Source organism: Bacteroides sp. D55t1_190419_B8, from assembly GCF_015558905.1.
Lineage (GTDB): Bacteria > Bacteroidota > Bacteroidia > Bacteroidales > Bacteroidaceae > Bacteroides > Bacteroides vicugnae.
The window spans coordinates 144,893-166,228 of sequence record NZ_JADMOU010000007.1; the positions used below are offsets into that span (position 1 = coordinate 144,893).

At 40.9% G+C, this 21,336-nt stretch carries 18 protein-coding genes; 13 read left to right on the forward strand and 5 right to left on the reverse strand.

Translation table 11 applies throughout. The annotated features are described in order from the left end of the window. Window positions 1-2 precede the first annotated feature (2 nt). The 4 genes from I2I13_RS09055 to I2I13_RS24620 all read right to left on the reverse strand — a co-directional run bounded on the left by I2I13_RS09055 (window position 3) and on the right by I2I13_RS24620 (window position 3,625). A complete protein-coding gene (locus I2I13_RS09055; RefSeq protein ID WP_195649284.1) occupies window positions 3-1,259 on the reverse strand; it encodes an L-rhamnose isomerase in 1,257 nt (418 codons plus the stop codon). Window positions 1,260-1,305: 46 nt separating this feature from the next. Continuing rightward, the gene (rhaB, locus tag I2I13_RS09060; protein WP_195649285.1) at window positions 1,306-2,766 is read right to left on the reverse strand and encodes a rhamnulokinase; all 1,461 of its coding nucleotides are present in this window, start codon (window positions 2,764-2,766) and stop codon (window positions 1,306-1,308) included. Between the two features lie 165 nt (window positions 2,767-2,931). After that, window positions 2,932-3,216, reverse strand: coding sequence for an AAA family ATPase (locus I2I13_RS09065; protein WP_229128597.1), 285 nt, complete (start codon window positions 3,214-3,216; stop codon window positions 2,932-2,934). Between the two features lie 274 nt (window positions 3,217-3,490). Then, window positions 3,491-3,625, reverse strand: a complete 135-nt coding sequence (locus tag I2I13_RS24620; RefSeq protein WP_255518808.1) for a hypothetical protein — start codon at window positions 3,623-3,625, stop codon at window positions 3,491-3,493. Window positions 3,626-3,982: 357 nt separating this feature from the next. On the opposite strand from I2I13_RS24620, the gene I2I13_RS09070 reads away from it, so the two are divergent. The 13 genes from I2I13_RS09070 (at window position 3,983) to I2I13_RS09130 (ending at window position 18,718) form a co-directional block, all read left to right on the forward strand. Further along, window positions 3,983-5,890, forward strand: a complete 1,908-nt coding sequence (locus I2I13_RS09070) for a tetratricopeptide repeat protein (protein ID WP_195649286.1) — start codon at window positions 3,983-3,985, stop codon at window positions 5,888-5,890. A 133-nt stretch (window positions 5,891-6,023) separates the two neighbouring features. Next, window positions 6,024-6,404 carry a DUF3244 domain-containing protein gene (locus I2I13_RS09075; protein ID WP_195649287.1) on the forward strand — a complete coding sequence of 127 codons (381 nt, stop codon included), beginning with the start codon at window positions 6,024-6,026 and terminating at the stop codon, window positions 6,402-6,404. Window positions 6,405-6,550: 146 nt separating this feature from the next. After that, complete coding sequence (locus tag I2I13_RS09080; RefSeq protein ID WP_195649288.1) at window positions 6,551-7,798, forward strand: BACON domain-containing protein; 1,248 nt, start codon at window positions 6,551-6,553, stop codon at window positions 7,796-7,798. Window positions 7,799-7,822: 24 nt separating this feature from the next. Continuing rightward, on the forward strand, window positions 7,823-8,881 hold the full coding sequence (locus I2I13_RS09085; RefSeq protein ID WP_195649289.1) for a thiol-activated cytolysin family protein: 1,059 nt from the start codon (window positions 7,823-7,825) through the stop codon (window positions 8,879-8,881). 62 nt (window positions 8,882-8,943) lie between these two features. Beyond that, on the forward strand, window positions 8,944-10,410 hold the full coding sequence (locus tag I2I13_RS09090; RefSeq protein WP_195649290.1) for a thiol-activated cytolysin family protein: 1,467 nt from the start codon (window positions 8,944-8,946) through the stop codon (window positions 10,408-10,410). A 616-nt stretch (window positions 10,411-11,026) separates the two neighbouring features. Beyond that, window positions 11,027-11,500 carry an arginine repressor gene (locus tag I2I13_RS09095; RefSeq protein WP_004299854.1) on the forward strand — a complete coding sequence of 158 codons (474 nt, stop codon included), beginning with the start codon at window positions 11,027-11,029 and terminating at the stop codon, window positions 11,498-11,500. Between the two features lie 27 nt (window positions 11,501-11,527). Continuing rightward, window positions 11,528-12,106 carry a GNAT family N-acetyltransferase gene (locus tag I2I13_RS09100; protein ID WP_143257045.1) on the forward strand — a complete coding sequence of 193 codons (579 nt, stop codon included), beginning with the start codon at window positions 11,528-11,530 and terminating at the stop codon, window positions 12,104-12,106. Between the two features lie 13 nt (window positions 12,107-12,119). Further along, window positions 12,120-13,328, forward strand: coding sequence for an argininosuccinate synthase (locus I2I13_RS09105; RefSeq protein ID WP_004310468.1), 1,209 nt, complete (start codon window positions 12,120-12,122; stop codon window positions 13,326-13,328). Next, complete coding sequence (gene argC / locus I2I13_RS09110) at window positions 13,325-14,293, forward strand: N-acetyl-gamma-glutamyl-phosphate reductase (RefSeq protein WP_195649291.1); 969 nt, start codon at window positions 13,325-13,327, stop codon at window positions 14,291-14,293. The genes I2I13_RS09105 and argC overlap by 4 nt, the downstream gene beginning before the upstream one ends. Before the next feature lie 14 nt (window positions 14,294-14,307). Beyond that, the gene (locus I2I13_RS09115; protein WP_195649292.1) at window positions 14,308-15,429 is read left to right on the forward strand and encodes an aspartate aminotransferase family protein; all 1,122 of its coding nucleotides are present in this window, start codon (window positions 14,308-14,310) and stop codon (window positions 15,427-15,429) included. Window positions 15,430-15,565: 136 nt separating this feature from the next. Then, the gene (proC, locus tag I2I13_RS09120; RefSeq protein ID WP_148363933.1) at window positions 15,566-16,339 is read left to right on the forward strand and encodes a pyrroline-5-carboxylate reductase; all 774 of its coding nucleotides are present in this window, start codon (window positions 15,566-15,568) and stop codon (window positions 16,337-16,339) included. Window positions 16,340-16,500: 161 nt separating this feature from the next. After that, window positions 16,501-17,055 carry a helix-turn-helix domain-containing protein gene (locus I2I13_RS09125; RefSeq protein WP_148363934.1) on the forward strand — a complete coding sequence of 185 codons (555 nt, stop codon included), beginning with the start codon at window positions 16,501-16,503 and terminating at the stop codon, window positions 17,053-17,055. A 7-nt stretch (window positions 17,056-17,062) separates the two neighbouring features. After that, a complete protein-coding gene (locus tag I2I13_RS09130; RefSeq protein WP_195649293.1) occupies window positions 17,063-18,718 on the forward strand; it encodes an AMP-binding protein in 1,656 nt (551 codons plus the stop codon). A gap of 90 nt (window positions 18,719-18,808) precedes the next feature. On the opposite strand, the gene I2I13_RS09135 is transcribed toward I2I13_RS09130, so the two are convergent. Continuing rightward, complete coding sequence (locus I2I13_RS09135) at window positions 18,809-21,331, reverse strand: zinc-dependent metalloprotease (protein ID WP_148363936.1); 2,523 nt, start codon at window positions 21,329-21,331, stop codon at window positions 18,809-18,811. Between the last annotated feature and the right edge of the window lie 5 nt (window positions 21,332-21,336).

Below are 21,336 nucleotides of genomic sequence, written 5' to 3' on the forward strand. Positions count from 1 at the left end.
ACTTATCGTTTAGAAGTTACTTCAGCTTCGTACTTTTCGATTTCTGCAATGAAATCTTCACCTACAGGAACATTGTTCTTCAAACAGAACATATCCCAAACAGCATTCCAAGGCAGCGCTTTTTCTTCTTCAAGCAGAGCCAGACGCTGGAATCCCTGTCCGTTTGCTTCGTATTCACGCAACTTCGCAATCGGTTCGAGCAAAGCACGAGTCATACATTTCTGTGCTGCACGGCTACCGATCACATAAGCACCGATACGGTTGATAGATGCGTCGAAATAGTCAAGGCCATAGTGTACACGATCCAAAGCACCACAACGAACGATTTCGCTGAACAGTTCCATAGTCGGGTCATCCATGATAGTAACGTGGTCTGAATCCCAACGAACCGGACGGCTTACGTGCAACATCAATTCAGGAACATAAAGCAACAGTGAAGAAACTTTATCAGCTACACTTTCTGTCGGGTGGAAGTGACCGGTATCCAACGTAATCATCTTATTACGAGAAGCACCGTAACCGATATAGAAGTCGTTAGAACCTACCGTGTAGCTTTCCAGACCGATACCGAACACCTTAGATTCGATGCAATCTTTCATATTCTTATATTCGGTAGCGAAAATCTGATCCAAAGAATCTTTCAACAATGCACGATATTTCATACGGTTTACGGTAATGTCCTTGCTTCCGTCATGTACCCAAAGATTCATGATACACGGATCGCCCTGTGCCTTACCCATTTCTTCCGCAACTGCACGACAACGTTTGGTATGCTCAATCCAGAACTGACGGATGCCTTCATCAGGATTAGAAAGTGATAAATCACCTGATTTCGGATGAGAGAAAGAAGTAGAGTTGAAGTCGAGCTTCATGTTATGTTCTTTACCCCATTCAATCCAGCTCTTGAAATGTTCCGGTTCTACTTGGTCACGGTCTACCACTTTACCTTGGAAATCTCCGTAGATTTCATGCAAGTTCAAACGATGAGTACCCGGGATATAAGAAGCAGCTTTCAAGATGTCGGCACGCAGTTCTTCAATGTTACGAGCTTTGCCCGGATAATTACCGGTTGCCTGAATACCTCCGGTCAACGAACCGGCCTGTACTTCAAATCCTGCAACGTCATCAGCCTGCCAGCAGTGAAGTGACAGATGAAAATCCTGCATAGTTTTCAATACTTTTTCGGTGTCTACACCTACTGCTGCATAACGTTCCACAGCAATTTCATACGCTTTCTGAATCAGTTCTTCTTTTTTCATGATATTCTATTAGTTTTAAAAATGATTATTCTGTCGGTTGTTCCATTTATTTCCGAACACAGTTCTTAAAATGGATATAAGCCGTATCCCAAGCTTCCGTGTCTTGCGGTTGATAAGTCTTCAACGGGATAGAACGGTTAATTAACTGGCGCATACCGGCAACATCCGTTGCTTCGCCTGCTGCCATGGCCTGAATCATCACATTACCGATGGCTGTCGCTTCAGACGGGCCGGCTACCACAGGAATGCCTATTGCATTGGCAGTAAACTGGTTCAGCAAATCATTCCGGCTACCTCCGCCAATCACGTGCAATGTATCAATCGGACGGGGAGAAAGTGAACGTAAATTCTCCAACACCTGACGATAACGCAAAGCCAGACTTTCAAAGATACAGCGCACCACTTGTCCTCGTTTCTCGGGAACCGATTGTCCGGTAGCCCGGCAATATTCAGCAATGGCTTTTTCCATATCCGCAGGATTCGCGAAACAATCATCATCCGGATTAATCAGACTACGGAATGGTTCACAAGCATCCGCCTCACTGATTAATTCAGGATAACTTGTATCTCCCCAATTCAGACGGCAACGTTCCAGCAGCCACATTCCACAGATATTCTTCAACAGACGGATGGTTCCTTCTACACCGCCTTCATTGGTAAAGTTCAACGCTTCTGTTTCGGCATTAATCACCGGAGCATCCGTTTCAACTCCCATCAGCGACCAGGTTCCGCTACTCAAATAAGCAAAATTGTGATCCAATGCCGGAACAGCAGCAACAGCAGAACCGGTATCGTGTCCGGCTACCGCAATCACAGGAATCGCCCCCAGTCCGGTAATCTTTTGCACTTCTTCCGTCAATACTCCCACCGTTTCACCCGGGAATACAAAACGGCCGAAATTCTTCTCACTCAATCCTACCGCCTTCAGCAACTCCGGCTCCAAACGTCGTGTTTGTGCATTCACCAGCTGGGCTGTCGAAGCAATCGTATATTCCGTCACCATCTCTCCAGTGACCATATAGCTCAACGCATCCGGCATAAACAGAATTTTATCTGCCGCCTCCAATGCGCTGTCGTGATTGCGACGTAAAGTATCTAATTGGAAAAGTGAATTAAAATTCATAATCTGAATACCCGTTTTGCCATACACTTCGCTACGGGAGATACGGGAGAAAAGAGCCTCCGGTGCTCCTACCGTATGCGGGTCACGATATGCATAAGGTTGACGGAGCAAGTTACCGTCTTTTCCGACACATACAAAATCCACTCCCCAAGTATCGATGCCGATAGAAGCAATGGATTCGCCACGGTGAGCAACCAACTTCAATCCGTCAATAATGTGACGATATAATGCATAAATATCCCAATAGAAATGTCCACCCACTTCAATCAGGTGGTTAGGAAAACGATTAATCTCTTCCAGATTTAATCCGCCTTCAATGAAAGTTCCCAAGATTGTACGACCGCTCGTTGCGCCCAGGTCGACTGCAAAAAAGTTTTGTTTCATGGTATTCTGTCTATATGTTTAAGGTATACATTTACCTACATGGCAAAGATAGGCGATTCCCTCCTCCCTTTCCTTATGTATTTTGATTGAAAGGGTATACATTTTGACACAAAAATCCGTTTCGGATTTTTTAGAATACCAATAAGACAATATTCAGATGACCGTTCACAGGAATGTGAGAGAGCTTTTTATGCTTTCCTTATCTTCCGCCATTTTCAATACATACTGATAGAGATCCATGTAGTTCCTAATATCTGGAAAGGCGAGTTGTTCTTTATCCACAAAGATTATATTAGCTTCCGGCTTTTCTTTTTTTATCATATCTGATATTTGCAAAAGGATGTAGCTTTTACCTGTTCCGCGTTGACCGGTTATCACTTTTATCAGTTCTTTATCAATAAAGGGTTCTATTCTCTTAGTATATAAAGGACGGGGAATATAGGTTTTCATCTTCAATTATATTTATTATGAGCATCAAGTATATCTTAAGAATTTCTATTCTAACTTTCTTCCCTTCTTCTGCAAATGATTTTTCATTTTCATTTCTCATGTTCTCATAGGAACGGGTTAATCTATTGTAAATCATTTATATAATTCTATGAGAAATAAAACATAAAATGGCATTTCTCATAGAATTTTCATCATTTATAGCTAAAAACGGTGTATTTCTCATAGATTCCAAGTCATTTCTCATCTTATTCTCATACTCTTTTCCTTCTTCAGTTTAATTGGCTACTTTCTGCTGTTTACTGCTTTTTTGTGCATCATTCACCGTATACCTATCTGTTTTTCCTCCATCATTACCGTTTTTTCTTACCACTATCCGGTTCGTTCCACTCCAGTGAATAGATCGTTGCACTATAGTGAACGGTTCTTTCTACTAGAGTGCAACTATCTGTTCACTGGAGTGGAACGAATGAGCTCCTCCTTATATAAAACAGTATAGCTTAATGATTCACAAATGATTAATTGGTATATTCCATACAGATAAGCAATAAACTGTTTGCAAGATACCATTGCATAGGAATAAGATGAGAAATACCTATTTAGAAATCATTTGCAGAAGAAGAAGAAGCAAAAGCAGAAAGAATGGTGTTTAATTCCTAGACCGATCTGCCCCAAGTTATTTTTTCATGATTACTTAATTAAATATAAAATGAAGATGATAAGATAGGCAATATAATATCCACAATTGTAATATATATAAAGCCGTATTATGAAAAACGTCAAGCACCAAACAAAACGTAACAGACTAATATATTACCTCTGTTTATTTAATCTGATATTTGTAACCTTTGCCTGCCAACAAAAAGAAAATGGAGACTTACTTTTATCTACTGCAGATTCATTGATGTCCACCCGTCCCGACAGCGCATTGCATCTACTGGAAAATATCTGTGTTTCGGAGATAAAAACATCTGCCCATAAAGCTAAATATGCCTTGTTGCTAACCCAGGCACAGGACAAAAACTACATCACACCAACCACGGATTCATTAATCCGCATAGCCACTGAGTATTATGATTCGATAGATAATGATATAGAAATGCAGGCAAAAGCCCATTATTATCTCGGAAGAGTGTATCAAGAATCAGGAAATAATCCTGCTACTATACGTGAATTTCTCAAAGCAATGCCATTAGTGAAACAATCCAAAGACCACAAACTATTGTGTATGCTATATGGAAACCTTGGATATGTATACTTCCAACAGGATTTACTGGACAAAGCGGATTCCCTTTATGTATGCGAGGAAGAACTTCTCAAACAAGAGGCTGACTCCGCCCATTTAGCAACGTTACTTGTACAACGGGCAGATATTTGTATTATGAAAGGAGAGGCATTTCATGACAAAGCCAAAGAATTGTTAAACCGCGCCCTACCCATTGCTGAAAAACTAAATAATCCACATGTAGAGATAGAGGTTCTTAGTTCGCTAAGAATTCTTTATAACGAAATGGGAGAACCCCAAAAAGCAATTTCATATATCAGACGTGAACTTATGTTACAAAAAGACACCGCTCAACTATATGGCATATACCTAAGTCTAGGCGATGCCTATTACAAAAGTAACCAGAATGACTCAGCTGTTTATTATGCTCATAAATGCCTATCTGCTCCCAGTTTTTACACTAAAGCTAGCGCTTGTATTATATTTGAAGATGTGGCACGAAAAAAAGGAAACTTTGCCGAAGCATTACATTTCAAAGATAAGTATGAAGCATATATAGATAGCACAAAACACATTGAACGTACAAAGGAAATTTTAGCGGTTGAAGAAGAAACCCTTCTTCAACAGAGTGAGCAAAAACACAGAAGTAACCTATCATTATACTTGAATTACATCTATGCTGGGGGTAGTTTCATGATAATACTCATTGTCTTTTTCGCATACAAACGAATCAAATACCGTCAGAAGACACAACAATTAAAATTGGAACAGGAATCTCTATTACAGACCATATCTACACAATCCATCCAAATGAAAAAAGATGTGGAGAATAAAGATGCTGAAATAGCGGAGTTGAGACAAAAATGTAGTGAGTATAATGAAGATAAACAATATTTAGATCAACTGAATAGCTGTCTCAATGAATTATTAAAAGAAAAAGACAAGATATGCATAGATATGGAAAACGCTATTGCCGATAAAGAGAAGGCGATAGAACAACTTATGCAACAAATACAATCTTCAGATGCCCTCCCCAAAAATATACATTTTGTAGAGCAATTAATTAATATAAAAAAAGAGAAGAGTTATTTGTTTGATAGCTTATTAACAAGTCGATCTGCCGCCTACAAGATTTTATTAACCATAAAACAGCATAATTACGAAAATCCGGATGAAAATAAAAAAATACCGACCGAAATATGGGAAACATTGCTTTCTGAAATAGACCAATTAACGCACGGATTCATTAGGCGACTAACAGGACAATATGAACGACTATTAAAAGAAGATGTCTACTTCTGTTGTTTAGTAAAAATTGGCATGAAATATGCCGATATTGCATATGTATTCGGCTGTACTTCCAATGCTATATATAAAAGAAGAAATGCTATTTTAAATAGGATGAACGTAGAACCATCCATAAAGTTTGAATTTCTATTAGAAGAAATATAACCATAAAACATTGATTATCATTAAAAACCAACATGTTAACAACTTTTTAACAAAACACTACACAAACTAAATCAATATTAAGCTCTATGTTTACAGCATCAAAAATAAAAAACCGAATTTAAATTTAGAACACATGAAAAAAGACCTATTTACTCTTTTACTATGCAGCATGCTATTCGCACAATTACCGAGTTTTGCCAATAGTGAGATTGAGACTTATTCAACACGCCAAACTATTATAATACGTGGTTCGGGACAACATACTGCACAACGTAGTTTATTCCCAGCACAAGTATTTCTCGTGGATCATTTATTAACGGCCGAGTCATTAAACTTCGAATCCAATTTTAAAATAACCATAACGAATATGTCAACGGGCAAAGTGGTGCATGAACAAACTTATAATGCAAGCACAAAGTATATAACTATTAATTTAGGAACAGAAGAAATAGGAGATTACAAAATTGAACTGTCATCAACAAGCTGGCTATTATATGGGATTTTTCTCTTGTGAAAAAATGATATAATTCATCTTGCACTATTATAAATATACATAACAACATTATTATATATTAATCCGACTCATTTTACTGGAATGATAAGTAGCTGAATAGTTGTTTTGAATGACAACCTTCAAATACTGGACAAACTGACTATTTTATGCGAAGAAAAATACTTTATGTAATAAGTTGTTTTGCGTTACTAGCATGTAACAGTGAAAATAACACTCAAAATTGCTATTTAGAACTTAGTGAGTCAAAAATAACCTCTGGTTATTTAGGAATAAGTATGGATATTGTAGTTTCAACAAACTTTCAATGGAGTGTTGTTTCATCTCCTGAATGGTGTAGTATTGAAAGAAAAAAGAAAGATTCAAAAGAAGTATTAACTATAACTGTTCATCCTAATGAAATATATATCCATAGAGAGGGAAGTATAGTTATTGAGATATGTGGACTGAAACGGTATATAGAAGTATTTCAAGAAGGAAATAAAGACAAAAAAATATATTGGAGAACGTTCCCTATTAATAACTATATAGATATCAAACATAAAAAAAAAGATAATGGAGAGATTATTTATACGATAAAGGGAAGTAAAATATTTGTCAATCCTCATATTTACAAAGAAATATATTATGGAAATTTAATCAATAATGAATCCGAATCTATTTATGATATTTCGAATTATGCTCAATACTCTTTTTCAAATATAACTATTGGTACCTTTATTGATGGTAAATCGTTCATTTATGTATTAGAACATCCTTCCAAATTAAGTTCTGATTCAATAGCAGAAAAAATTATAAATACGGTAGCATTTCAAAATGAAAAATTCAATTATAATGATGAACCACTTATTTATGACTCATATAAGGAGTTAAATCTTTGGGGAGTTGGAAATTTAGGAATAGAATTGGATGAATTGATATCAGAACAATCTTACCTAGACTCTGAAATGAAAAAACAATGGGGAATGATGTACACTTATTGTCATGAGTTTTTTCATTTAATAATGGATTATCCAAGTAAACTGAATAATTCCGAAATTGAAAAAGAAGACAACTATTTGAACTTGTCTTACATATCTCAAATCACATATGGGAAAACCGCCTTTCTTATAGTCGAAACTGATTATGATGTTGAAGCTTCAGCAAAGATAGTAAAAAAACTTATGTTTAGTTTGCCATTAGATAGGCATGAAGAAGAGTTAAAGAATAATATGGATTTCTATTATCTATTTTTTGATGCTCAAGGTAATATCAAAAAAATTAAAGCTGGAAGTGAACTTGTCTTGAAATACAAGAACAGTATTAAGGAAAATGAAATTATTCCCTTAAGTTTTTCCTTAAATAAGTATGATGATAATTCAGTTTCTCATCTGACGTTTAATTTGAATTTAAAATAGGTCTTAATTAAAAAATGTCTGCTTATGAAAAAGAAAAATTTCAGATTTATGTGTATTTTTCCGATAGCATTACTGGGAGTATTATTCTATTCTTGCAATGCTGATACAGATCTGATCTCTAGTGAAGGCACACAACAAAGTTATGTACCTAAGCCAATAGAGTTACCTTGCCATTCGCTAGAGTGGGATGTATCATATCACCCTTTTACTCCTGAATGGATTACCCGTGCAGATGTGAATCATAGTAATGAAATGGCGGTAACGAGTGATAATGTATTTGTTGGGGCAGTTTATACAGCACAATCCATTGAGGATTTGACTTATTCATGGATTCCCAATACAGTAAAGCCTATTGATGTTGCATTTACATTTCCAAGATATTATTTTGATAATATTTTGCATCCTTCGGTAACTGGAATGTATCGTTCTTTAAGTAAAGCGATAGAGTCTCCTTATTTCATAGGTAAACAATCGCTTTCATTCGAATATGATTACAAGGAATTTTCATACTATAGGGAATTAAAATTAGCATTTGGTGCGAATGTGAATATTCTAGGGCTTTTTAAGTTAGATGCGTCACTTAGTAACCAGAAAATAAAGAGTAAATCCGGATTATTTGCACGTGTTGTTCAAAAGAATTTTTCAGTCATTATGGATTATCCGATAGGTGGTAATATATTTCAAAATGAGAATGATTTAAAGGCTGTCGCATCAAAGAATCCGGTCTATGTAAATTCTATTATTTTTGGTAGAATGGCAATAATAGCTATTGAGAGTAATTACGAGTATCATGAACTCAAAGCTGCTTTTCAAGCTGCTTTGACAGCTGGCAAAGTAGGAGTAGAGTTAGATATTTCAGCGGAATATAAAAAGATACTTCAAGATGCTCAGATGAAATTGATGGTTTCTGGAGGAGATAATCAACAAGTTGCGAAAATTCTAGAAGGATATAATGAATTCAAGAATTTTATAATTGAAGGGGGGGAATTTACTAAAGAAGTTCCGGGTGTGCCAATATTCTTTACGGCAAACTATGCTCAAGATAATTCTGTATTTAATACTTCCTTTATTGTCACACCATAGCTTTGTTTCCCACTAAGAGTAATTAGTATGAACCCACTGTTGCTAAATAAAAATATAGAATAATGAAAAAATACATACACATATTCCTCTATATATCATTAGTAGGATGTACTGGAGAACAATCCCTTGAGATAATGAAGGAGTCCGTAAAACCGGCTCCTGCTGAAATTGTAATTGATATAAATACGACTAGAAATCCTTGTAATACACTTGGTTTCACAGGTATGAAAACTAGAAATAGTGACCCATTTACTGAAATACGAGAAACAGAAAGTTCAGAATCGGTAGTTTTGCCCGAACTAATGCCACATATATGGATTGGCAATTTACTAACGGGAAGTTCTGTCGCAGATTGTAATTATAAACCCTTAATATATCCAAGAACGCCAATTAATATAACACTTACATTACCGGGAACTGATTCTAAAAAGATCGTTGCTCCTTCTTTTTCCACATTTATGCAATATATTCAAGAACAAACTTCGAAGGGAACGTTTTCACAGAACAGTGAGTTTAATTTTACGATAGAACAATTTAGCTCATATAATGAATTAAAAGTTGCATTTGGAAGCAATGTTAATACTCAAGTATTATTTTGGGGATCACAATCAGGGACTCAAAAAGAAGATCAATTTATTACTAAAGCCACTGGATTATATATAAAATTTTATCAAACAAGCTTTAAGGCAATAATGGATTATCCGATAGGGCAAATTGCTTCTATTCCTGAAAATCTTGTTGATTCGGCCGTCTATATTAACTCTATCTCCTTTGGGAGGTTAGGTATAATGACCTTAGAGACAAACTCTGCTGTACAATATTCAAAAGAAACTGTGAATAGGACCTTTAACAAGTTGTTTTCAAGCGGTTCTTCTAGTTTGACTGTCGAGGAAAAGGACTTTTTAAATGGTTGTGATTTTAAAATCTACTTCATTGGTGGTAATAGTAGCACTGTGGTTGAATCTTTTACTGGTTATGATGGTTTTATTCAGCATATTAAGAAAGGAGTGTTTAGCAAGAATGAGCCTGGCGTACCACTATTTTGCACTTTTAATAACGTTAAAGATAATAGTCCTTTTAAGATTAGATTTAAATATAACATTAAAAGAGAGCCTCTTTATGTTGAACTAGTTCATAAGCCCAAACCTAATATGGATAGTCGAATTAAAGGTTACGGAGATTTATATTTATATTTCTATAAGAATCAAGCCAAGATGCCTACAATTGCAGATCCATCGATATCTTTTAAGATTGAATCTGAATATATTTATGCAGATCGTAGACCAGGGACTCCAGTAAGTAAAACGACTTCAAATGTAATACTTAACAATTCTGGCTATCAAACATTTATACCAATAAAATTTAACATTTGGACTTATCAAGATAAACCGCTATCAATAACCGGACCACCATGGGATAAAGAATATGATTATGGATACCACAAACAATGGAGTTATCATCTTGTGAATAGCGATAATTTTGTTATTATGGGGTTGAATCCTATAGATAAATCTAATACCTTCAATTAACTTCATTCATTTCAGGATTGATTTTGTTTTGAAAGTGATACGGAATAATGCTCATATCTCAGACTTCAACCAATAGGTGTATTAGTCGGCATATATTTTATAATGTATGCCGACTTTATTTCATACCTATAATAACATAAATTAGTAAACTATCGCTAAAGATGAACCCGATGCAAAAAATAAAAAGGATGCTTCGGAATCGGACAAATACCAGCTTGATCATTGACCAGTGCTGGTTAAATACTCCGATGCCAGTAACTGGAATGGAGCAACTTTCACTATATGCCTTACTATATAGTGAAATGCAGCGAAGACGAATACATGAATTTACAGGATGTACACCATCCTGCACCGCCTTCACATATAAAGGTTGGCCTCTTCGCTCACATCACTCACAAAGGAATTCTCTGAATATTACCTTTGAATGACACCGCTCGTTTACGAGTGACGTGGCATTAGTGGTAAGGCATATACAACGTAAACACAGAAAGCAAATTAAGACAATGACTACACGTTTAATGATGTTTTTTGTATTTTATGCAAAAAAACTTTGGTTTTATGCATATTTTCTCCGAAATAATGCATACTTTTGCGCCATTCTTAGAATAATTATACAATGAAGAAGAAAGCAAATCGGTTAGACGCCATCAAAATGATTATCTCAAGCAAGGAGGTCGGTTCGCAGGAAGAACTGCTGCAAGAGCTGAACCGCGAAGGCTTCGAACTGACACAGGCCACCCTCTCCCGCGACTTGAAACAACTGAAAGTAGCCAAGGCTGCCAGTATGAACGGAAAGTACGTATATGTACTGCCGAACAACATTATGTATAAACGTTCTACCGACCAGAGTGCCGGTGAAATGTTACGCAACAACGGATTTATCTCTTTGCAGTTTTCCGGTAACATTGCCGTTATCCGCACCCGTCCCGGTTATGCCAGCAGCATGGCTTATGACATCGACAACAATGAATTCAGTGAAATCCTGGGAACCATTGCCGGTGATGACACGATTATGCTGGTATTGCGTGAAGGAGTTGCAACCAGCAAGATACGCCAGCTTTTGTCACTCATCATTCCCAATATCGAATAATTATACCTATTATTATATAATAAAGAAATGGACACTCAACAAATAGATGTTATGGTAGCCGACGCCTCACATGAGGTTTACGTTGACACTATTTTGGAAACTATCAGAAATGCTGCCGCCGTACGAGGAACAGGAATTGCGGAACGCACACACGAATACGTAGCGACAAAGATGAAAGAAGGTAAGGCGATTATTGCTCTTTGCGGTGACACTTTCGCCGGATTCACCTATATCGAATCATGGGGAAACAAGCAGTACGTAGCTACTTCCGGTCTGATCGTTCATCCCGATTTTCGTGGATTAGGGTTGGCAAAACGTATCAAACAGGCTTCTTTCCAACTCGCACGTCTCCGATGGCCGAAAGCAAAAATATTCAGTCTGACCTCCGGAGCAGCAGTCATGAAGATGAACACCGAACTGGGTTACGTACCTGTCACTTTCAATGAACTGACAGACGATGAAGCTTTCTGGAAAGGATGCGAAGGATGTATCAACCATGACATTCTGGTAGCGAAGAACCGTAAGTTCTGCATCTGCACAGCCATGCTGTACGATCCGACAGACCCGCGGAACATAAAAAAAGAACAAGAAAGAAATAACATTTAAAAGATACAGCACTATGGAAGAAAAGAAGAAAAAAGTAGTGGTGGCATTCAGCGGCGGACTGGACACATCGTTCACCGTCATGTACCTCGCCAAAGAAAAAGGTTACGAAGTATATGCAGCTTGTGCCAATACGGGTGGTTTCAGTGAAGAACAACTGAAGACAAACGAAGAAAATGCTTATAAACTGGGAGCAGTGAAATACGTAACACTGGACGTTACCCAAGAATACTACGAAAAGAGTCTGAAATACATGGTTTTCGGAAATGTGCTGCGCAACGGTACTTATCCTATTTCAGTCAGTTCCGAACGTATCTTCCAGGCATTGGCTATCGCACGCTATGCCAACGAGATTGGTGCAGACGCCATCGCACACGGTTCTACCGGAGCCGGTAACGACCAGATCCGTTTCGATATGACTTTCCTCGTACTGGCTCCCAATGTGGAAATCATCACATTGACCCGTGACATGGCATTGAGCCGTCAGGAAGAAATTGATTATCTGAACAAGCATGGTTTCAGCGCAGACTTTACTAAGCTGAAATACTCTTATAACGTTGGTTTGTGGGGTACTTCTATCTGTGGCGGCGAAATTCTCGACTCCGCGCAAGGACTCCCGGAAACAGCCTACCTCAAACATGTTGAAAAAGAAGGTAGCGAACAGCTCCGCCTGACTTTTGAAAAAGGGGAACTGAAAGCTGTCAACGACGAGAAGTTTGACGACCCGATCAAAGCTATCCAGAAAGTGGAAGAGATTGGTGCAGCATACGGTATCGGCCGTGATATGCACGTAGGCGATACAATTATCGGTATCAAAGGCCGTGTAGGATTCGAAGCAGCTGCCCCGATGTTGATTATCGGCGCTCACCGTTTCCTTGAAAAGTATACATTGAGCAAATGGCAACAATACTGGAAAGACCAAGTAGCTAACTGGTACGGTATGTTCCTCCACGAAAGTCAATATCTGGAACCGGTCATGCGTGACATCGAAGCCATGTTGCAGGAAAGCCAGCGCAATGTGAACGGTACAGCGATCCTCGAACTTCGCCCGCTTTCTTTCTCTACCGTAGGTGTAGAATCGGAAGATGATCTGGTGAAGACTAAATTCGGAGAATACGGTGAAATGCAGAAAGGCTGGACAGCCGAAGATGCAAAAGGCTTTATCAAAGTGACCTCCACTCCGCTCCGCGTTTACTATAATAACCACAAAGACGAAGAGATATGATTAAAGCAGGAATCATTGGTGGCGCAGGATATACAGCAGGCGAATTAATCCGTCTGCTGCTCAACCATCCGGAAACTGAAATCGTATTTATCAACAGCAGCAGTAATGCCGGAAACAAAATTACCGACGTACACGAAGGCTTGTATGGAGAAACAGATTTAAGATTCACCGACCAGTTACCTTTGGACGAAATCGACGTTCTTTTCTTCTGTACCGCCCACGGCGACACAAAGAAATTCATGGAAAGCCACAACATACCGGAAGACCTGAAGATTATCGACCTCTCCATGGACTACCGTATCAAAAGCGATGACCATGACTTTATCTACGGTCTGCCGGAACTGAACCGCCGGGCCACTTGCACGGCGAAGCACGTAGCCAATCCCGGTTGTTTTGCAACCTGCATACAACTTGGTTTGCTTCCGCTCGCCAAGAACCTGATGCTGACGGATGATGTGATGGTAAATGCCATTACAGGAAGTACGGGCGCCGGAGTGAAACCGGGTGCTACCAGTCATTTCAGTTGGAGAAACAACAATATGAGTGTGTACAAAGCATTCGAACACCAACACGTTCCGGAAATCAAGCAATCGCTGAAGCAACTGCAAAACAGCTTCGATGCAGATATTGACTTCATTCCATACCGTGGAGACTTCCCTCGTGGTATCTTTGCAACGCTGGTAGTCAAGACCAAAGTAGCACAGGAAGAAATCGTTCGTATGTATGAGGAATATTATGCCAAAGACTCCTTCGTACACATCGTAGATAAGAATATTGACTTAAAACAAGTCGTTAATACTAATAAATGCCTGATACATCTGGAAAAGCATGGCGACAAGCTATTGATTATCTCTTGTATCGACAACTTGCTGAAAGGCGCCAGCGGACAAGCCGTTCATAACATGAACCTGATGTTCAACCTGGAAGAAACCATAGGACTACGTTTGAAGCCTTCAGCTTTCTAAAAAACAGAAGAATTATGAATTTATTCGATGTATATCCTTTATACAATATCAACATTGTCAAAGGTGATGGCTGCAAGGTATGGGATGAGAACGGAATAGAATATCTGGATCTCTACGGAGGTCACGCCGTTATCTCCATCGGACACGCGCATCCCCACTATGTAGCGATGATCAGCAATCAAGTATCAAAACTTGGTTTCTACTCGAACTCCGTCATCAATAAGCTTCAACAAGAGGTAGCCGAACGACTGGGAAAGATTTCCGGTTACGAAGACTACAGCCTGTTTCTGATTAACAGTGGTGCCGAAGCAAACGAAAATGCCATGAAGCTGGCATCTTTCCACAACGGACGTACCAAAATCGTATCTTTCAGCAAAGCGTTTCACGGACGTACGTCTCTTGCAGTAGAAGCAACTCACAATCCTTCCATTATCGCTCCTATCAACAATAACGGTCATGTCACCTACCTTCCGCTCAACGACATTGACGCGATGAAGCAGGAATTGTCTAAAGGAGACACCTGTGCTGTTATCATTGAAGGAATTCAAGGTGTAGGCGGTATCAAAATACCGACCACCGAATTTATGCAGGAACTCCGCAAAACTTGTAGCGAGACGGGAACCATCCTGATTCTGGATGAGATTCAGAGCGGATACGGACGTAGCGGCAAATTCTTCGCTCATCAATATAACGACATCAAACCGGACATCATCACTGTAGCCAAAGGAATCGGTAACGGCTTCCCGATGGCAGGTGTCCTAATCAGCCCGATGTTCAAACCGGTATACGGTCAGCTGGGAACTACCTTCGGTGGAAACCATCTGGCATGTGCGGCAGCTCTCGCCGTGATGGATGTCATTGAACAGGAAAATCTGGTAGAGAATGCAAAAGCTGTAGGTGACTATTTACTGGAAGAACTAAAGAAATTCCCGCAAATTAAGGAAGTGCGCGGACGCGGACTCATGATCGGACTTGAATTTGAAGAACCAATCAAGGAACTGCGCAGCCGACTCATTTACGACGAGCACGTATTCACCGGAGCAAGCGGCACGAATGTACTTCGCCTGTTGCCCCCTCTTTGTCTTAGCATGGAGGAAGCAAAAGAGTTCCTTGCCCGGTTCAAGAAAGTACTCTAACCGCTCATTTGATTAATAAACAGCCAACGATAAAAGCAGCCTCTATTAGAAATTTAGTTCTTATTCTGGCTGCTTTTTGTTTTTTCGTAATTAACCGTTACCTTTGTCTGTAACAACTCATTAAAAACAAGCGTATATGAAAATAGCCATTATCGGTGCAGGAAACATGGGCGGTTCAATAGCCCGTGGCCTGGCAAAAGGAAGTCTGATAGACGATTCGGATATCATTGTATCCAATCCCAGTGCCGGAAAACTAGAGAAACTGAAGAATGAATTTCCGGGTATCTCTATCACGAACAATAATGCGGAAGCTGCCGCAGGAGCAGATATTGTCATCCTCGCCGTCAAACCGTGGTTTATGGAACCTGTGATGCGCGAATTGAAACTGAAAAGCAAACAGATACTAATTTCTGTAGCCGCCGGCATCAGCTTTGAAGAATTGGCTCATTGTGTCGTTGCACCGGAAATGCCGATGTTCCGTCTGATTCCGAATACCGCTATCAGCGAACTGGAAAGCATGACGCTTGTCGCTGCCCGCAACACGAATGATGAACAAGACAAATTCGTCCTCCGGCTATTCAGCGAGATGGGAACAGTGATGCTGATTCCCGAAGATAAAATAGCGGCAGCCACTGCATTGGCATCCTGCGGTATCGCTTACGTTCTGAAATACATTCAGGCAGCCATGCAAGCCGGAATTGAAATGGGACTCCGTCCTAAAGATGCCATGCAGATGATAGCCCAATCCTTAAAAGGAGCGGCCGCACTGATTCAGAACAATGACACCCACCCCAGCGTAGAAATCGACAAGGTGACTACTCCGGGCGGAATCACCATCAAGGGAATCAACGAACTGGAGCATAACGGCTTCACTTCCGCTATCATCCGAGCGATGAAAGCGTCGAAATAACAATAAGACTGTCAGTAAGTTCAGGCACGGATTACACGGATTACGCTGTTGCTTTATACAATTATAATACTAAAAACCGTGAAATCCGTGTAATCCGTGCCTGAATAAAATGAAATCATTTCGCAAAATTACTATAACTAATCACTTATAACTTCAACAATATGAATGACCAAATTAAACAGATAGCAGAACGCCTTCGCGGACTACGTGATGTACTCGAATTGACTTCTGAAGACATTGCCCGCGACAGCGACATTTCTGCTGAGGAATACCGGCTTGCGGAAACTGGAGAGTACGATATCTCCGTCAGTATGTTACAAAAAATAGCCCGTACGTACAATGTAGCTCTCGACGCCCTGATGTTTGGCGAAGAGCCCAAAATGAGCAGCTACTTCGTGACCCGTGCCGGCAAAGGTGTCAGCATCGAACGTACCAAAGCTTATAAATACCAATCGCTGGCTTCAGGATTCATGAACCGTACCGCCGACCCGTTCATCGTTACCGTTGAACCGAAAGCAATCGACGAGCCGATCCATTATAACAAACATAACGGACAGGAATTCAACCTTGTCATCGAAGGACGTATGCTTATCAACATCGAAGGCAAAGAAATCATCCTCAACCAAGGCGACAGCATTTATTTTAACTCTAAACTTCCACATGGCATGAAAGCGCTCGATGGCAAAACGGTACGTTTTCTGGCAGTAATTATGTAATAACATCATGGTAGAAAGATTTTTATCACAGACCTCTTTCAGTTCACAAGAGGACTTTATCAAAAACTTAAAAATAAACGTTCCGGAGAATTTCAACTTCGGCTACGACGTAGTAGATACCTGGGCTGCCGAACAACCCGACAAGAACGCTTTGCTTTGGACAAATGACAAAGGCGAAAGCCGCCAGTTCTCATTTGCCGATATGAAACGCTATACAGACATGACCGCTTCTTACTTCCAGAGTCTGGGTATCGGCCGTGGCGACATGGTGATGCTGATTCTGAAACGGCGTTATGAGTTCTGGTATAGCACCATCGCCCTCCACAAACTGGGAGCAACCGTCATTCCGGCTACCCACCTGCTGACTAAAAAGGATATTATCTACCGCTGCAATGCTGCCGATATCAAAATGATTGTAGCTGCCGGTGAAGGAATCATCCTGCAACATATCATAGATGCTCTTCCCGAATGTCCTACTGTAGAAAAGTTAATCAGTGTCGGTCCGGATATTCCGGAAGGTTTCGAGGACTTCCATCAGGGTATCGAACATGCCGCCCCGTTTGTACGTCCCCGCCATGCGAACACTAACGACGACATCTCACTGATGTATTTTACTTCCGGCACTACCGGTGAGCCTAAGATGGTGGCACACGACTTCACTTATCCGCTAGGACATATCGTTACCGGTAGCTTCTGGCATAATCTGGATGAGAACAGCCTTCACCTCACCATTGCCGATACCGGCTGGGGGAAAGCGGTATGGGGCAAACTTTACGGACAATGGATTGCCGGAGCCAATATCTTCGTCTACGACCACGAGAAGTTTACCCCGGCAGCTATTCTTGAAAAAATCCAGGAATATCATGTCACTTCCCTTTGTGCACCTCCTACCATCTTCCGTTTCCTGATTCACGAAGACCTGACGAAGTTCGATTTATCTTCACTCAAATACTGCACCATTGCCGGAGAAGCATTGAACCCTGCCGTATTTGAAACGTTCAAGAAATTGACTGGTATCAAACTGATGGAAGGTTTCGGACAAACGGAAACAACCCTTACCATCGCTACCATGCCGTGGATGGAACCGAAACCGGGAAGCATGGGACTGCCGAATCCTCAATATGATGTAGACCTGATCGACCATGAAGGTCGCTCTGTTGAAGCCGGTGAGCAGGGACAAATTGTAATCCGCACCAGCAAAGGCAAACCTCTCGGACTTTTCAAAGAATACTACCGGGATGCGGAACGCACTCACGAAGCTTGGCACGACGGTATTTATTATACCGGTGATGTTGCCTGGAAAGACGAAGACGGATACCTGTGGTTTGTCGGTCGCGCAGATGACGTTATCAAGAGCTCCGGTTACCGCATCGGCCCATTCGAAGTGGAAAGTGCATTGATGACTCATCCGGCTGTTGTGGAATGTGCCATCACCGGAGTACCCGATGAGATTCGCGGTCAGGTAGTAAAAGCCACAATTGTTCTATCTAAAGATTATAAAGCACGTGCCGGCGAAGAACTGATTAAGGAGTTACAGAATCATGTGAAGAAAGTGACTGCTCCTTATAAATATCCGCGTGTGATTGAGTTCGTGGAAGAACTTCCGAAGACGATCAGCGGCAAGATTCGCCGGGTAGAGATTCGCGAGAATGACAACAAGTAAGTAGAAAATAGTTTCTAATCAATAAGAAAGCGATATTATATGAACTGTAATATCGCTTTCTCAGTTTAAAGAGAATGATCCCTCATCCGCCTATTTTTTCATCAAGCGTTCGATATATTGTATCTGGAAACGATAAAAATCACGGCTTTCCTGATTGCCTACGGAACTATTCGCCTTATAGAGCTGAAGTATTTTCTGCAATTGCCCGAAAGAGGAAGATTGCAACAACTTCTGATTCAAAGGAGGAATGACAGGCATACGCATGGTGGCTGACTGTTCCTCGGATGCGGCGGAACAGCAGCAGCGCCATTTCTCCGAATAGAATGAATCGGCCAATCCGATTCGAAGTCCCCCCATGGGTGGTTGTATAAATCCCGCATTGGTAGCCAGTGCTTCGATGGCTGCCGCCTGCATTTTCATCTCAGTATAATTGAGTGCCTGTCCGGCAATGGTAGATTGGAATATAGTACGATAGACGTCATCCAAATAAGACGTGAGTGTATAGTTGTTCTTTGCGTCTACTACGCCTCCTTCATAAATACGTTGCAACCGACGGGCATCGTAAAGTGTTGCCGCACCTCCTTGAATCAGACCGTCGGCACCATTCAAGTCAAATCCGAAGCGGATTATTTTCTCCGGTATAATCAGCCAATTGTTTGCTTCCCGCAGTTGGCTGACAACCCATTTCATGGATGCGGACTGTTGACTTTTGGGTACGAATACACGTACGCCGTCTTTTTCTCCTACACGATTGTAAGTATATACAACTCCTCCCACATACCCCAGTGTATGTCCCAAATAATTAGAATACTGTCCGACAATGCTGGCAAAGTAATCTTTTAAATCCTGATAAGTATCTCCCTTCACGCCCATCCAGTCTTCCAAGTTCTTATAGACGATTTTCAGATTGCTGATACCGTAATCACCCGCCTTTATCGGGTCATTGCCTAAGTCTTCCGTTTGGGCGGTCGGGTCTTCAATAATCCCCATTTGCTGTAATCCGAATTGGTACATCGGGTCACCGGCTTTCTCTTCAATCCATTTGGCTAGAACCTTAGATTGCTCTTTGGGAGTCTTATTGCCCGGAATAAGGCGATATCCCCAATTGATGGCATATATGTCATACACTCCTAAAATAGGAGGCGTCAGTCTCACGCCTTTCTCAAAGTCGCCGGGTTGGGCAACGTAGTTGTTGCGGGCATAGTCCATGATGCTGGGAGTCGTACCGTATTTCTGTGTGAAAGCCGGATCGCGCAATTTCTCCACGGGGTAGGAATGGCTAGCTCCCATGTTGTGGAGCAAACCTAACGTATGTCCTATTTCATGAGAGATGACATAACGCAGTGATTCGCACATTACATCGTCAGGAAACACATTGGCACGTACCCGTTTATCTACGGCACCGGTTTGTACAAACCGCCAGTTGTGTACAAGTTGGATGACATTGTGATACCAAATGACATCGGCTGTAAGGATCTCTCCCGAACGGGGGTCTACGTAACTGGGGCCCATCGCGTTCGGTATCGCGTATGTGGCATATTTCACACAACTATAGCGCATATCATCCGGATCGAAGTTAGGGTCGTTCGGATACATCTTGGCTTGGACGGCATTTTTAAATCCGGCAGCTTCAAAGGCAGTGTTCCAGTCTAAGATACCTTGTATGATTGTTTCACGCCATTTTTGAGGGAATGCTGTATCTACGTAAAATACGATGGGTTTTATGGGCTCTACCAGTTCTCCACGGAAATAGGCTTCCCTGTCTTTAGGTTCCAGCCTCCAGCGATGGATAAAATTATAGGTGGTTACTTTATCTTCCTGGGTGTCGAATAGGTTACGGAATGAATGGAAATATCCCACACGATTGTCCTGAAAGCGCTGTTCCATCAGCGTATCCGGCAATTGGAGTATCGAGCGGTTGAGCATCAGCGTGATGCACTGGCCGTTTTGATTGTTGCGGAGATTCATTTGTGTGCGTACTTCCATATTGGACGGAAACAGTTTGACTCCTTTGATAATGGAAGCGTCCGGTGCAAAGGAGTAGGACTTGCGTATACCGTCGTGTATGGGAGAGATGATGCGTTGGTCGGTGGTGAAGAAATCGGTAACATCAATCGTCAAGTTCCCTTGATATTTGCTTTTCACTTTGAAGGCAGCTACCACGGGATTGGTAAAGTTCTTATGGAACGATGGAAGTACAGGGTCCCCTTCCGGTACAGCGAATACAAGTTGGCGCTGATGTATGTACACATTGATGCTGTCAGTAGAGAAATAAAAGCAAAGTGGTTCACACTGCATTTGTCCCGCCACTCCTACCCCAGTATTACTGGTCTCCGCCAATCGGGTAGCCAACAGATAATCATGCTTAAAGGCTTCGGAACCGAGTTCCAGCAGAAGCTTTCCCTCTTTGGTATAAGCGCAGAGCATGCCTTCCTGCCTTTTCATGCCCTCTATCAGTTTGTCATATTCCGTTTTTTTAGGGTCGGCGGGAGGCGTTACGGCTTCTGTTTTACCTTTTTTCTTTTTGGTCGTTTTCTTGTCAGACTTAGGTCCGGCAAATACAAGCATGGGGATGCAAAATGCCGCCAATGACACTAGTAGTAATTTTCTCATACGAT